The sequence below is a fragment of the Lewinella sp. genome, from assembly GCF_050633125.1.
Taxonomy (GTDB): domain Bacteria; phylum Bacteroidota; class Bacteroidia; order Chitinophagales; family Saprospiraceae; genus Lewinella.
This window is the reverse complement of record NZ_JBOEFX010000026.1, coordinates 41,310-56,718: the sequence shown is the minus strand read 5'-3', so window position 1 is coordinate 56,718 and position 15,409 is coordinate 41,310. Positions and strand designations below refer to the sequence as shown.

Sequence of the window (15,409 nt, the reverse complement as noted above, 5' to 3'; positions counted from 1 at the left end):
ACCGCAGTGTAACTGCCTGTTTACTTCTAATCCCACGACAACCAAGAAACGAAAACAAAGAGTTTGTAGAGAACTGCTCCTTATTGCACTGGAGTGAAGTAATTAGCAGTATGCTCTATTATTTTTATGGTAATTGTTTTTTTTTTAATTAAACCAAAGTAGTGTATGAAGCTTAAAGTCGACAAAGTATCGCGGTGGATGCTGTTACTGCTGGCAGTTGCATTTTGCAATTTTGCAGTAGCACAAACCATCACAGGTACAATTACCGACGCTGAGAGTGGCGAACCATTAATTGGTGCCAATGTCTTAGTTGTTGGAACAGCTACCGGTACCGTTACAGATTTTGACGGTACGTATTCTCTTAATGTTCCTGCTGATGCCAAGCAGTTGGAATTCTCCTACACCGGCTTTGCTGCTCAGACCATTGATCTCAACGGACAGACAACTATTAACGTAGAAATGTCTTCTGGTGAATTATTGGATGAAGTAGTAGTCATTGGTTACGGTACAGTCAAAAAATCAGATTTGACAGGTTCTGTAGCTTCGTTGAAAGCCGACGATTTCAACCAGGGTGTTGTTGTTGCTCCTGATCAGTTGATCCAGGGTAAGATTCCTGGTGTACAGGTGGTAAACAATTCTGGTGCACCGGGTGGTGCAACTACGGTACGTATCCGTGGTAGTGCGTCTATTCGTGCAGGCAACGAGCCATTGTACGTAGTAGATGGTATTCCTCTTGATGGTCGTTCTGCTTTACCAAGCGGTATCCTGATTGACGGAGCAAGCACAGAAGGGGTTAACCCACTGGCATTTATCAACCCTAGCGACATTGAGTCGATTCAGGTATTGAAAGATGCATCTGCAACAGCTATCTACGGTTCGCGTGGTGCAAACGGTGTAATCATCGTTACCACTCGTAAAGGACGTGCTGGCGAACCTACCTTAGGTTTCTCTGCTAGTGTTGCTACTTCTTCTGTATTGAAGGAATACGAAACGCTTGATGCTGATGCTTACCGCTCTGCCTTGGACCAGTACGGTTTGACCGGTGGTGATTTTGGTGGTAGCGAAAATGCATTTGATGCGATCACGCGCAATGCTTTCACACAGAACTACAACCTCTCTGTAGGTGGTGGTGATAAGAAAGGAAGCTACCGGGTATCTTTGGGTTACCAGGATATCCAGGGTGTCATTCAGCAGAGTAATCTGGAGCGTTATACTGCCAATATTTCTGGTAAGTACAACCTCTTGAATAACGAACGCCTTGATCTTGATTTCAACTTGATCTTTGCTCGTAACAACTACGAGATTACTCCTATTACGACCAATGCTGGTTTTACCGGTAACTTGGTTGCTCAGGCGCTACAGTGGAACCCAACTCGTCCGTTGGTTAACCCTGATGGCAGCTATGATATTGAGCTAGGATCTACCACAATCAACCCTGCTGCTAATAATGATGCTTATATTGATGAAGCGGTAGTTAATACCACTATTATCTCTATTGCTCCTTCTTACAAGATCACTGACAATCTTACTTATAAGTTTCAGTATTCTGTAAACTCTGGTGTTGGTGAGCGTCGTGCACAGATTAAGAGCTGGATCAATGTTCAAAGTGTTGAAGGTCGTGGTATCGCTGCGATCAACAACCGTACCCTTACGGGCCAGCAGTTCACGCACACTTTGAACTGGGATTACGATCTTAGTTCAGATATCAGCTTGAACCTACTGGGTGGTTACGAATACCTGAAGTATGAGAATGCAGAAACTGGCCTTTTGGGGCAGGATTTCCTTGAGGATGGTATCGACTATACCAATATCATCCAGAGTGCTTCCCCTGGCTCTCGGAATATCGGATCATTCACCGACCCGGTAAACGAGTTACAGTCTTACTTTGGTCGTGCTAACTTGAGCTTCTACGACAAGTACTTGGTTACAGCTACCGTACGTGCGGATGGTTCTTCTAAATTTGGTGCAAACAACCGCTACGGTGTATTCCCATCTATCGGGTTGGCTTGGAACCTTGCTAAGGAAGACTTCATCTCTAGCGGTGGTACTTTCAATGATTTGAAGCTACGTGCTAGCTGGGGTATTACTGGTAACCAGGAATTCCCTGCAGGTGCTTCTCAGGCGCAGTATCGCTTCCGTAGCGGTGGCGGTCTACAGCGTGCCTTTGCTGAAAACCCTGATCTGAAGTGGGAAACTTCTACGATGATCAACGTTGGTTTAGACTTTGCTATCCTTGACTACCGCGTAAGTGGTAGCGTTGATTACTTCGTTAAAACAACGGAAGACTTGCTATTCAACTCTCCTGTAGTTGCTCCTGCACCACCTGATAACACCACTCAGTGGAAGAATATCGCCGGTGAAGTAGTAAACTCTGGTGTTGAACTTGGTTTGAGCACCTTCTTGGTGAACAACGATAACCTTACTTGGGACTTGACCGTTAATGCGGCATTCCTGAAGAATGAGCTACAGAACTACGAAGGAGCGCCAATTACAACGGGTGCACTATTCGGTCAGGGTATCTCTGGTTCACGGGTTCAGCGTTTGGAAAATGGCCAGCCATTGAACGCTTTCTACACACGTGAGTTTATCGAGTTGGGTGATGATGGTGTTGCTATCTACGCTAATGACGAAGCATTTGCTTACGTTGGTGATCCTAACCCAGATATCTTACTTGGTCTTTCTACGACCTTGTCTGCTGGAAACCTGAGTGTAGGTTTGAACTTCAACGGTGCCTTCGGCCACCAGATTTACAACAATACTGCTAACACTGTGTTACCGATAGGTAACCTGGGTTCTCGTAATATTGATGCTAACCTGATTGGTAAAGACCCACAGGAAAGCCAGGCTAACCCAATTAAATCTTCTTCTCGTTATATCGAGGATGGTGATTACTTGAAGTTGGCTAACGCTACCGTTACCTATAACTTAGGTGACTTGGGCAATGGTGTACGCAATGTTAAGATCGGTTTGACAGGACAAAACCTATTGGTTTTGACAAACTACTCCGGTTTTGACCCAGAGGTTAACACCTTGAACGTAACTGATGGTGTACCTTCGTTCGGAATTGAGTATATTCCTTACCCAAGTGCTAGAACCATCTTGCTAAGCTTGAGTGCAACATTTTAATTCAAAGACAAAAAGTTTTTTAGAATGAAATTTCGTAACCTAATTTTCGGGCTGTTGGCTTTTTCTGCCTTCGCTTGTACCGATCTCGAAGAGGAGCTGCAAAGCACCCTCTCCGGTGATGCCGGTGATGCGATCCTGCAGGACAATGCTGACGTTGACGCCCTTTTGATCGGAGCCTATGAGTCGCTCCGCACGCCAATGCAGGACCAATCTCGGCTCTGGGCGGCACAAGAACACACCACTGATGAAGTAATCGGGCCAACTCGCGGTGGCGACTGGGACGATAACGGTATCTGGCGTGTACTTCACAACCACACCTGGGATGCAGACCATGCATTCCTTAGTGATACTTACCGGGAGCTTTTGGCTACCCAGTTTGCATCAACGGATATCCTTACTTTCAACCCTACTGCTGAACAGGCTGCCCAGGCACGTTTCTTACGCGCTTTCTCGGTATTCCTCGTAGCAGATGCTTGGAATCAGGTACCTTTCCGTAACATTAATGCGGATGGTGTAATTGACCTTTCTTCTGATCCAGAGGTACTGGTAGGTGATGAAGCCATCGCTTACGTTATTTCTGAAATAGAAGCTATTCAGAATGACCTTCCTGACGGACCTGCCTACTTGGCTAACAAGGACGCAGCGAAAGTACTATTGATGAAAGCTCACTTGAACCGTGGTACGATCAAAGATCGTTCTAACCCTAGCTTCCCTTCGGAAGACATGGCTAAGGTGATTGATTTGGGTAACCAAATCATCAACAGTGGTTCTTACAGCTTGTCTGACAATATGTTTGACAACTTTGCACCTAACAATGATGCGATCTCTACGGAGAACATCTTTACTGCGGAAAACCGTGGCGGTGTAAGTTCTGGTAATGTACGTGCTCGTTGGTTCTGTACCCTGCACTACAACCAGAATCCTTCTGGTTGGAATGGTTTCACGACCATTTCTGACTTCTACAACAAGTTTGACGCAGCGGATCAGCGTATTGGTGGAGCTTACCCAAGCATGACTGACGTTTCTGGTATCAATGCAGGTTTCCTTGTAGGCCAGCAGTTTGACCAGGACGGCAATGCTTTGGAAGATCGTAAAGGTAATCCTCTAGCGTTTACTCCTGAAGTTGCACTGGTTGAATCTGGTGACAACTTGGAAGTTACCGGTATCCGTGTTATCAAGTACCCTATCGACTACGCAAGTGGCGATAATGTTGATAACGACTACGTTTACTACCGTTTGTCTGATGTAATGTTGATGGTAGCTGAGGCTGCTTTCCGCTCTGGTGACAATGCTACCGCTTTGGATCTGGTAAATCAGATTCGTACCAAGCGTGGTGTTGCTGCACTTACTGCTCTTGATGCTGATGCATTGATCGACGAGCGTGGACGTGAATTGTACTGGGAAGGTCACCGTCGTACGGACTTGATCCGCTTCGGTAAATTCTTGGGTACTTGGAACGAGAAGCCTGCTTCTGGTGCTGAGCGTCTGCTGTTCCCAATTCCTACCATCCAGCTTTCTGTTAACCCTAATTTGGTGCAGAACCCTGGTTACTAGGCTTTAGGTAATTAATCAACAGTGTACTTGGGTACCTGATGTTTAGATAAAGCAAAACGAGAATAGGTCAACCAGCAATGGGGGGCCTATTCTTATTTAAGATTTAAAATTTCAGATGTAAGATTTTTTACATCAACAAAAAGCTATGCCCTTATGACACCGGAAGAACTTGAAACGCGATTAATCCTCTTTGGTGTTGCCTGCCTAAAGTCAGTGAGGCAAATGCCTCCTTCTCCTGACGCCAGGCATGTTGCTGGGCAATTAACGCGTTCGGGAACTTCACCTGATTTTCATTATGGCGAAGTGAGGTCGGCAGAATCTCCAGCAGATTTTAGACACAAGCTGAAGGTTGTTCACAAAGAACTACGAGAAAAGCTACAATGCACTGCGTATGATCAAGTATATGGAGGAAGATTATGCCCCCAACGAAGTTGTAGTTTCACTCTTAAAAGAAGCCGAAGAATTAGTAGCTATTTTCACAGCTACCCCAAAGGAAGTCGATTCTCGCAAATAATTTGTACATCGTAAATTCTGTATCGCAAATCTTACATTGTAAATCTTACATCTTACATCTGAAATATGAATAAGCTACAATACCTCCCTCTCCTCCTTATTTCCCTTCTTTTTACCCAGTGTACTCCTTCAGAAAATAATACTGCGGGTGATTATTTGGCACCAGCTGATGCACGATTCGTAGAAATGACGACCGAGCAAACGGGTATTGATTTCGTGAACGAGGTGGAGAATACCCGCGACTTCAATATTTTCAGTTACCGAAATTTCTATAATGGTGGCGGCGTTGCCATCGGCGATATTAACAATGACGGTTTGCCTGATATTTACTTCACCAATAATAAAGGCAAGAACAAGCTGTTCCTCAATAAGGGGGATTTTAAGTTTGAAGACATTAGCCAGCCGGCCGGTGTAGCAGGAGAACGAGGGTGGAGTACAGGAGTTGTAATGGTGGACATCAACGCTGATGGTCTTCTGGATATTTACGTCTGTAATGCGGGTTACGTAGAAGGCGACGATCAAGCCAACGAGTTGTTTATCAATAATGGCGACCTAACCTTCACAGAAAAGGCAGCGGAATATGGACTCAACCAGGGTGGTTATACAACCCACGCTGCCTTTTTTGACTATGACCTCGACGGTGATCTGGATGTCTATATTTTGAACAACAGTTTCATGCCCGTCAATACGCTCAATTATAGCAACAAGCGGGAACTCTATGCGGAAGACTGGCCGGTACGCGACTTTCTCAAAGGAGGTGGTGATAAACTATTGCGTAACGAAGACGGCAAATTTGTAGATGTCACCAAGGAAGCCAATATTTTTGGTAGTCTCATTGGTTTTGGTTTAGGTGTTACAGTGGGAGATGTTAACGGTGACCTGTGGCCAGATCTCTATATTTCCAATGACTTTTTTGAACGCGATTATCTCTACATCAATCAACAAGACGGCACTTTTCAGGAGGAAGTCAAAGACTGGATGGAACACCTGAGTTTGTTTTCGATGGGTGCCGATATGGCGGACATCAACAACGATGGTTATACCGAAATTTTTGCGACCGATATGCTGCCGGATGAAGATTATCGCTTGAAAACTACCACTACCTTTGAAAATTACAACATCTATCAACTCAAGCAGCAGCGTGATTTCTATCACCAGTATATGCAAAATACGCTACAGCTGAATAACCAAGATAATTCCTTCAGTGAGATTGCTTATTTCAGTGGCGTCTCTTCTTCAGATTGGAGCTGGGGAGCCCTGATGTTTGATGCTGATAACGATGGATTAAGAGATATCTACGTCTGTAACGGCGTTTACCAGGATGTGACTAACCAGGATTTTATCAATTTCTTTGCGAATGAGATTATCCAAAAAATGGCCCTTACTGGTAAAAAGGAAGAGATCGAAAAAATTCTGGAAGAGATGCCTTCCACGCCTGTCCGCAACCGTTTCTTTCATAACAATGGTGATCTGACTTTTGACGAAAGTAGCGAGGCTTGGGGCTTTGGCGAGAAAACCTTTAGCAACGGTGCCGCTTATGGTGACCTCGATAATGATGGCGATTTGGACTTGGTGGTAAATAACCTCAACCAGCAAGCCCTGGTCTACCAGAATAGAACGGATAGCCAAGAGGATAACCATTATTTAAGTGTGAAACTGAGCGCACCAGCACCCAATACTTATGCCTTAGGCGCGAAAGTATTTGTTTACCAAAATGATCGCCAGCTCAATTTTCAGTTGATCCCTAGCCGGGGCTTTCAATCTTCTGTAGATTACAAGATGGTATTTGGGTTGGGGGAAAGTGGCCAAATAGATTCCGTTCAGGTAATCTGGCCGGATCGTACCAGCACGATCCTTCATGGGGTAAAAAGTGACCAAGTATTGAGTATCGACTACGCTACGGTAGAGAAACAACCTTACACCCCTGCTAAGACTGGCATGGATACCCAAAAAATGTTGCTACAAGAAGCTTCTTTGGACGTAACCCCTCATACTGAAGACCGGTTTATCGACTTCTTTCAGGAAGGCCTGACCATGAGGATGATTTCCCGCGAAGGGCCTAAGACTGCCGTTGGCGATGTCAATGGCGATGGCCGCGACGATATCTATTTGGGCGGTGCTTCTGGCTGGCCAGGACAAATGCTTATTCAAACAGGAAATAGTTGGCAAGCCACCAATATCAAGACCTTTGAGCGAACCAATAATTACGAAGATACTGCTGCCGCTTTTTTTGATGCTGATGGTGACGGTGACTTGGATTTGTTTGTAGGCTCAGGCGGTAACAATATGCCCGTGGGGCATCGCTATATGCAAGACAGGCTGTACATCAACGATGGCAAAGGCAATTTTGAAATGAATCCTCGTGCTCTGACAGCCAGTGGTTTCAATACTTCTGTTGCTGTACCTCTGGATGTTGATCAGGATGGCGATTTAGACCTTTTTGTCGGTAGCCGTAGTATACCTTCTCAATATGGTAGCAATCCGCCTAGTTTTATGTATATCAATGATGGTGCAGGGACATTCCGTGATGAGATAGAAACCTATGCCCCAGAATTGGCTAGCCTAGGCATGATCACCGACGCTGTAAGCGCCAACCTTATGGGGGATGAAACACCTGAATTGATTGTGACCGGAGAATGGATGGCCCCTGCTGTCTTCCAGTGGGATGGCGAAAAATATGCCAGAACGAAGACTAATCTCGATGATAAATCGGGGTGGTGGTACGCTGTTGAAACGGCCGATTTAGATGGCGATGGTGACCTCGATTTGGTGCTTGGCAACCGGGGAGAGAACTTCTATTTTACCGGTACACCAGAAGCACCTGCCAAGTTGTGGATCTCCGATTTTGATGACAATGGAACCACGGAGAAAATTATTACCCGTAGTATTGACGGGCGTGATATGCCTATCCCTATGAAGGATGAGTTGACAGGCCAGATTGTGAGCCTGAAAAAACAAAATTTGAAGCATGCTGAATACGCTCAACGTAGCATCGACGAGTTGTTCAGTGCTGAAGTAATGGCAAAGGTAAAGGTTAAAGAAGGCAACTTCTTCCGCTCCATCATCGCCCTAAACGACGGTAACGGACAATTTACGATACAAGAATTGCCTGCCGAAGTGCAATTTTCTTGTGTTTGTGATATTTACTGTGGCGATTTGAATGGAGACCAACTGCCTGATTTAATGCTAGGTGGTAATGATAGTGGATTTACGCCGCAGTTTTCCAAGTTGGATGCCAGTTTTGGCCACGTTTTAATCAATAGTGGGAATGGGCAGTTCGATAGAATTCCGCAAAGTGAATCGGGCTTTTTTGTCAGGGGCGATATTCGCCAGTTGGTGCCGGTAGTCCAAGGAGGACAACCTTACGTATTGGTAGGCATCAACAATGAGGCTGCCCAGTTATGGAAGATTAATAAATAAAGAAACAGTACACGAAAATATGAGGAGTACGATCATCTTAATTGTTGGGGCTTTAGCCCTCGTTTTTACCGCTTGTAACCCTTCAAGCAATGGCGTAGAGGGGCCGCAGCGCTCAGAAAACCCGAGCTTTCGGCTACTTACCAAAGCAGCAACAGGCCTGGATTTTACCAATGAGTTACGTCAGTCTAGCGAGTTCAATGTATTCAATTACATGTATTTCTTCAACGGTGGCGGTCTTGCTGCCGGCGACTTTAATCAAGATGGTAAGGTAGACCTTTACTTTACCAACAACATGGGGCCAAATAAACTCTTTTTGAATGAAGGGGGAATGAAGTTCCGTGATGTAACCGACGAAGCCAAAGTAGCGGGCATGAACGGTTGGACAGCGGGCGCTACCGTGGTGGACATCAACAACGATGGCAAACTGGATATTTATGTTTCCCAAATGGGGGAATACAAAACGATTCAAGGGCGCAACCAGCTCTACGTTTGTCAGGAAATCAAGGATGGTGTTCCCGTTTTTGCCGAAGAGGCTATTCCCTACGGGCTCGACCTGGCTGGCTTTGGTACACAGGCTGCCTTCTTCGATTATGACCTTGATGGTGACCTGGATATGTATCAGCTCAATGCTTCGCTACACGCCAATGGCACCTTTGGACAAAAGGAGACTTTTGTAGGCACTCAGCACCCAATGGCCGGCGATAAATTGATGCGCAATGATGGCGATACCTTTACGGAAGTAACCATAGAGGCGGGTATCAATAGCACGGTGATTGGTTATGGTTTGGGCATTGCTACCGCAGATATTAATCTCGATGGTTGGCCTGATATCTACATTGCCAATGATTTTCATGAAAACGATTACCTTTATTTGAACCAACAGGATGGCACTTTTAAGGAGGTGATGCGTGAACAAATTCAGCATACCAGCAGGTTCTCGATGGGTGTTGATGTAGCGGATATCAACAACGATGCCCAATTGGATATCATTACCTTGGACATGCTGCCGGAAGATCCCTACATTTTAAAGAGTTCACTAGCGGAAGACGCTTATGATATTTTCCAGTTCAAGCTCCGATATGGTTACCACCCGCAGTATGCCCGCAACAACCTTCAGCTTAATAATGGCAATGGTACGTTCAGTGAGATAGGCCTTTACGCCGGGGTTGAAGCCAGCGACTGGTCATGGGCACCGTTGTTTTTTGATTTTGAGAATGATGGTTACCGCGATCTTTTTATCAGCAATGGCATTCCTCGCCGGATGAATGATATTGATTACATCAACTTCCGTGCGAATGGTGAATTGCGCTGGAAATCCAGTACAAATAACCTTGAAGAAGATGATTTGGTATTGGTAGATAGTATGCCTCAGATCAAGTTGCCCAACAAGTTTTACCAAAACAACGGCAGCTTACGCTTCAAAGACCTTAAAGCAGAAATTGATGGCGCTTTGCCGACTTATTCCAACGGTGCTATCTATGCTGACCTTGATGGTGATGGTGACTTGGATGTAGTGGTAAATAACCACGAAGATGAGCCTTACGTTTACGAAAACCTTAATGCGGATAAAGAAGCATTAGGCGATTACTTGCACTTGAATTTTGAGGGACCCCCTAAGAATATTCACGGTATTGGTGTAACGGTTGTGGCCTACAAGGGCACCGAAAAGCTCTTGGTACAGCATTTCTCGGCTAGAGGGTACCAATCGGCGCAACCACTGGGTGTTTACCTGGGGGTAGGGGATGCTGCATCGGTGGATTCTGTTCAGGTGATCTGGCCTGATCGTACTTTCCAAAGCTATACGGATTTGGCATTTAACAAAGAGGTTACCGTTCGTTGGCAAGCAGGCCTTCCTGCGTATAATTACCAGCAATTGCACCTCGTGAACCCTTCAAAAGTAGCTTTTGCTGATCGTACCCAAGCGGTAGGGATGGATTACCTGCACAAAGAAAACCCTTATGTCGATTTCAACCGGGAGGCTTTGATGCCAAATATGGTATCAGCAGAAGGCCCCGCCGTAGCCGTAGGTGATGTAAATGGTGATGGACTAGACGATGTATTCCTTGGTGGCGCGAAGCGTGAAATCAGCAGGTTGTATCTCCAGCAAGCCAATGGCACCCTGCTGGCTGCCCCCGAAGACTTGTTCTCTTCAAGCGCGCTCCAAGAGGATGTTGACGCCGTATTTGCTGACCTTGATCAGGATGGTGACCTTGATTTGGTAGTCGCTAATGGTGGAAACGAATTCAAAGAAAAGAATGCCGCCCGTACCCAGCGTGCTTACCTCAATGATGGACAAGGCAACCTGACGCTAGTGCCGGACTTTTTCCCAAATTCCTACTTGACCGCTTCTTTTGTAGATGTGGCTGACTACGATGGTGATGGTGATTTGGATGTGTTCTTTGGCGGCCGAGCAGTGCCTTGGCACTATGCCACATCGCCTCGTTCGTTGTTGTATCGTAATGATGGCAATGGCAAATTCACAGATGTCGGCCCGGAAGTAGCGCCCATCCTTTCTGAGATAGGAATGGTCACCGGCGGCGAATGGACAGATATGGATCAAGATGGCGATCCCGACTTGGTACTCTCGCTGGAATGGGGTGACATTCAACTGTTGCGTAATGACAAAGGCAAGTTTACGGCTCAACCTATCACCGATCAGCAATCGTGGTGGAACACCGTCCTGGTACGCGACTTTGACGGTGATGGCGATATGGATGTATTAGCAGGTAGCTATGGTGAAAACTCGAAATTGAGCCCTACCCCAGAGGAGCCTCTGCGCTTGTACATCAATGACTATGACGATAACGACCAGGAAGAGCATATACTGACCTACTATCTGGAGGGTAAAGAATACCCCTTTGCTACCTTTATGGAACTGACCAAGCAGATGTCTTACCTCAAGAAGAAGTACCTCTTTGCCAAAGATTTTGCCCGCGCCAGCTTAGCAGAACTCTTCACTGAAGAAAAGCTAGCGGAAGCGAAGCTGATGGAAATTACTTCATTGGCGAACACCTATTTTGAAAATACCGGCAACGCGACCTTTAAGGCGCATCGCTTACCTGATCAGGTCCAATTCTCTACCGTAAACGCCCTCACGGCAATAGACCTTGATGGCGATGGCCGGGAAGAAGTACTTGTAGGTGGTAACTTCCACGAGTGTAATATCGAGATGGGCCGCTACGATGCCAGTTACGGGCAGTACCTACGTTGGGAAGATGGTCAATGGGCCGCTTACCCACTCGGAGAAGTTAACCTGACGGGCAAGGTTAAGCACTGGGTGCCGATAACAATTGGTGGCCAGCAGCACGTGGTGGTAGGTCGCAATGATGGACCAGCAGCAGTGCTGCGGGTAGGGGAGTAGAAGGTGGTTTTACAAATAGAAAATTTTGAGAGCTTTAGTAGACAGAGATTTATTTCTTCTCTGTGTACTAAAGCTCTTTCTTTTTGGGGAGGCTTCAATGTAGGTTGAACACCTTATATTTAGGGTGAAGCCAAAGCCAATAACAGAAAAGCCCTCCTTTCAAAAAAAAGTGCCATTATGAAAAACTTGACGCAGCCATTTCGGATACATTTTGGGCAAATACCTGTGTTGCAGAAAGTACTGATGGTAAGTGCCCTTTTATTGTTGGGGACTGTCTTTCCTTTGCGGGCAGCACAAAGCAATTTCATGTTTAACCTTAGCCCGCAGCGAATAGCGGAGGGCGACACCCGGCCAGGGTGGAGGACCAGGGGTGGGAGGACCGAAGGGACGGACGACCCGGCTGCCCTGCAAACGAAGAGCGCAGTGGCAGGGGCCCATAATCATATAGTACAGGACACTCTCCCTAATAAAATAATGCTAACGGGAACGGTAAAGTCAGCAGCTACGGGAGATGCGTTGATTGGCGTTTCTATTTTTATTAGAAGCACCGTAACAGGAACGGTGACGGATATTGATGGTGCGTTTGAAATACCAACTAGGGAATTAGATACATTGTGGTTTTCTTACACTGGTTTTGAAACCCAAGAACTAATCGTTCTTCCCGGGCAAGAGAGGTTAGATGTGCTTATGGTTGATATCTCTCCGTTTAATTCTGGTTGTGGTTATATTTTGCCAAGTCCTTTCAAAGACGAGAGGAATGGGATATTAAATTTTAGTGTGCTCCCTCCTCTGCACTTTACTCATCCTTATCAGCTTCTACGAGGGCAATTTCCGGGCTTGGTAGTCAGCCAAGCGGGGAGTGACCCTTGGGCGGTACCGGTGTTGCGACAGCAAGGAGTACATAGTCTGACTCAGAATGCTGCGCCACTGTGGGTCGTAGACGGGATGCCGGGAATGGAGCCACTGCTATTAGATCAGCAAAGTATCGCTTCTGTAAAGTTGCTGCGCCGACCGGTGGATTTGGTGCGTTACGGGCTGCAATCTGGAGCGGGAGTGTTGGAGGTGGAAACGACGGATATCGTACGTAAAAAACTGGCAGTCGTTTATCAAGGTCAGCTGACGATTGAACGCTCTGCGTATTTACCGAACGTAGCTACTGCGGAGGAATACCGTCAATACCCAGGTGGGATTTCGGACTTGGGTTACGGTACTGATTGGTTAGATGAAGTAACCCGGACAGCTCTGAGTCAGGGCCACCAATTGGCAGTAAGTGGCCGCGATGGCGCAACGATCTGGCAAGTAGAAGGTTCCTTTCGCGATGTGCAAGGGGTAGGGCAAAATAGCGAGTGGAGGCAATATACGGGGCGGGCGCAACTGCAGCAATCGTTTTGGCGGGAGCGACTGGTGATTAAAGCCCAAGTGGCGGGGCAACAACGCCAGGGTGAGCGCGATTATCAGCAGACTTTTTTCCAGGCGGCCAAGTATAATCCTACGACTCCGGTAAGCTTTACCGAGCCACCTACCAATTCATTGCTGAATGGTTTTTATAATATCAGTACTAACCAGCTTCGCGATTATTTCGAGGTGGTCCCTTCGATTGATTTTTATAACCCGGTGGCGATACAGGCAGGCTCGAAGCTACTGGAAGAACGGTCTACCCGTTGGCTCCGGGCAGAAGCGAATTTGCAAATAGCGGATCCGCTTCGTCTGCAATTGGCCGTAGGGCAGCAGGCCAATGACCGCCGGAGTGGTGAAGAGAATCGTACCTACGCGTTTTTTCGGGGCAATGGCCATACTACTCAGCCAGGAAGAGCAGAAAGGACTGTTCGTGAACAGCGTCAAGAATGGCTGCGAACACGCTTGAATTGGGAGCACGTTTTTATGTATGGCCTACTGGAATTGGAAGGCAGTTATGGTTTTCAACGACTAGAACGAGAAGATGAGCGTACCCAAGGTTTCAATTTTGGTAATGACGATTTTAGTTTCGATAATTTTGAAACTTTCTTGACAGACCAGAGTTTTTTGCAGCAATCAGGCTATGATGAGCGTACCCGACTGATAGATTTTGGGCTGAATGGGAAACTACGCTGGCGCTGGCTGGAATGGCAAGTGGCTATGAAATACCAAGGGGCAACTAATCTAGGGACAGCAGAACGCTGGCAGCCAGCGGGTGGTACGCACCTGGATTTGAGGTTGAACGAAATTTTTAATATCAACAGTAGAACAAGCTGGAATGCCCATGGTGGATACGCACAGGTAGGGCAGCTACCACGGGACTTTTCCTATGCGCGTGGCCAGTATGACCCTATACGAGAAGATTATGTGAATGTAAACCCTGAACTGAAACCCGAGCGTCGGCGGATTGTAAACGCGGGTTTGAACTGGTATGATTACCAAGGTTTTTTTGGCAGCATCGACTATTTTGCAAGTATGACCAAAGATCCCATAGTGAAACAAGAGCGGGAAGATTTGCCTGCTGCGCTGAACGAATTTGGCGTGAATTTAAGCCAAGCTGCTTTGCGCAATCGGTCGTGGGAACTGGCTATTGGTTGGCAAAAAGGAAGGCAACTACAATGGACGACGACCCTGCGTTGGGCGCACATGAAAACCCAGCTGGTGAGTACGGGGGGCATAGGTCCGGACAGCTACTTTGATGCCAATGGTCAACGAGTAACTGCCAAGTCTGGCGCTGGGGGCTCTATCTGGCGAAATGGGATCGGGTTGGTCGAACTGGATGCTCCTTTCGGGCAAATGATTGGCCGCCAGTTTGATCGAGAGACTACCTTGGCGACTGGCGAGATTAGCCTGTATGATACTTTCCAAGGGGAGGCCTTGCCTTCACCTGATGGTGATTATGGAGTGATAGGGAATGGATTGCCAACCAACACTTACAGTTGGTCCAATACTTTTAGCTATCAAGGTTGGCAGTTGGAGGTAATGCTGCGGGGCGAATTGGGCCATGATTTAGCGCACTTGCGGCGAGGGGAGTTGGAAACTTTCATTGACCAGGAAGGCCTTTTTCCGCAATCGAGAAACTATATGTCTACAGCATTTGATCTGCCGGATAATGTGAGTGGTTTTGCCACTTTTTCAGACCGTTATATTGAGTCAGGAAATTATCTTTCCTTGGACTACTTGAGTATCAGTAGGGTGTTGTATTTACCAAACCAGCAATCCTTGAGCATTAGCCTTACCGGCCAGAACCTACTATTGTGGACCAATTACACAGGTATTGATCCTTCTCCTCGATATATTGATGAAGGCCCTGAAATTGCTGGTGTTTTGCCAACATTGCGCGAACGTGATGGCCAGTTGGCACCCGGTATTGATCGGCGTTACTTTTATCCTCGTTCCAAGGCATTGACCTTGGGATTGAAATGGGGGATGTGATTCTTTTAAAATGCTTCCATGAAGCAAATTTGCCGTATTTTAGCA

At 46.6% G+C, this 15,409-nt stretch carries 6 protein-coding genes and 1 pseudogene; all 7 read left to right on the top strand.

Features of this window, described 5'->3' with window-relative positions; translation table 11 throughout:
- Positions 1-165: 165 nt before the first annotated feature.
- A complete protein-coding gene (locus tag ACRBG0_RS08075; protein WP_431486396.1) occupies positions 166-3,126 on the top strand; it encodes a SusC/RagA family TonB-linked outer membrane protein in 2,961 nt (986 codons plus the stop codon).
- A 24-nt stretch (positions 3,127-3,150) separates the two neighbouring features.
- Complete coding sequence (locus tag ACRBG0_RS08070; protein ID WP_431486395.1) at positions 3,151-4,680, top strand: RagB/SusD family nutrient uptake outer membrane protein; 1,530 nt, start codon at positions 3,151-3,153, stop codon at positions 4,678-4,680.
- A gap of 153 nt (positions 4,681-4,833) precedes the next feature.
- Positions 4,834-5,049, top strand: a pseudogene (locus ACRBG0_RS08065) (four helix bundle protein); the annotation flags it as partial.
- Between the two features lie 22 nt (positions 5,050-5,071).
- On the top strand, positions 5,072-5,194 hold the full coding sequence (locus tag ACRBG0_RS08060) for a hypothetical protein (RefSeq protein ID WP_431486464.1): 123 nt from the start codon (positions 5,072-5,074) through the stop codon (positions 5,192-5,194).
- Positions 5,195-5,259: 65 nt separating this feature from the next.
- Positions 5,260-8,613: a VCBS repeat-containing protein gene (locus ACRBG0_RS08055; RefSeq protein WP_431486394.1), complete on the top strand. Its 3,354-nt coding sequence runs from the start codon at positions 5,260-5,262 to the stop codon at positions 8,611-8,613.
- 19 nt (positions 8,614-8,632) lie between these two features.
- On the top strand, positions 8,633-11,974 hold the full coding sequence (locus ACRBG0_RS08050; RefSeq protein WP_431486393.1) for a VCBS repeat-containing protein: 3,342 nt from the start codon (positions 8,633-8,635) through the stop codon (positions 11,972-11,974).
- A 177-nt stretch (positions 11,975-12,151) separates the two neighbouring features.
- Positions 12,152-15,364 (top strand): carboxypeptidase-like regulatory domain-containing protein, encoded by a 3,213-nt coding sequence (locus tag ACRBG0_RS08045; RefSeq protein WP_431486392.1) that lies wholly within the window; start codon positions 12,152-12,154, stop codon positions 15,362-15,364.
- The last annotated feature ends 45 nt before the right edge of the window (positions 15,365-15,409 follow it).

What these genes read in the sequence shown, in the direction of transcription:
- ACRBG0_RS08045 (WP_431486392.1), top strand. Translation starts at nt 12,152, where the DNA reads ATGAAAAACTTGACGCAGCCATTTCGGATACATTTTGGGCAAATACCT.
- ACRBG0_RS08070 (WP_431486395.1), top strand. Translation starts at nt 3,151, where the DNA reads ATGAAATTTCGTAACCTAATTTTCGGGCTGTTGGCTTTTTCTGCCTTC.
- ACRBG0_RS08055 (WP_431486394.1), top strand. Translation starts at nt 5,260, where the DNA reads ATGAATAAGCTACAATACCTCCCTCTCCTCCTTATTTCCCTTCTTTTT.
- ACRBG0_RS08075 (WP_431486396.1), top strand. Translation starts at nt 166, where the DNA reads ATGAAGCTTAAAGTCGACAAAGTATCGCGGTGGATGCTGTTACTGCTG.
- ACRBG0_RS08060 (WP_431486464.1), top strand. Translation starts at nt 5,072, where the DNA reads ATGATCAAGTATATGGAGGAAGATTATGCCCCCAACGAAGTTGTAGTT.
- ACRBG0_RS08050 (WP_431486393.1), top strand. Translation starts at nt 8,633, where the DNA reads ATGAGGAGTACGATCATCTTAATTGTTGGGGCTTTAGCCCTCGTTTTT.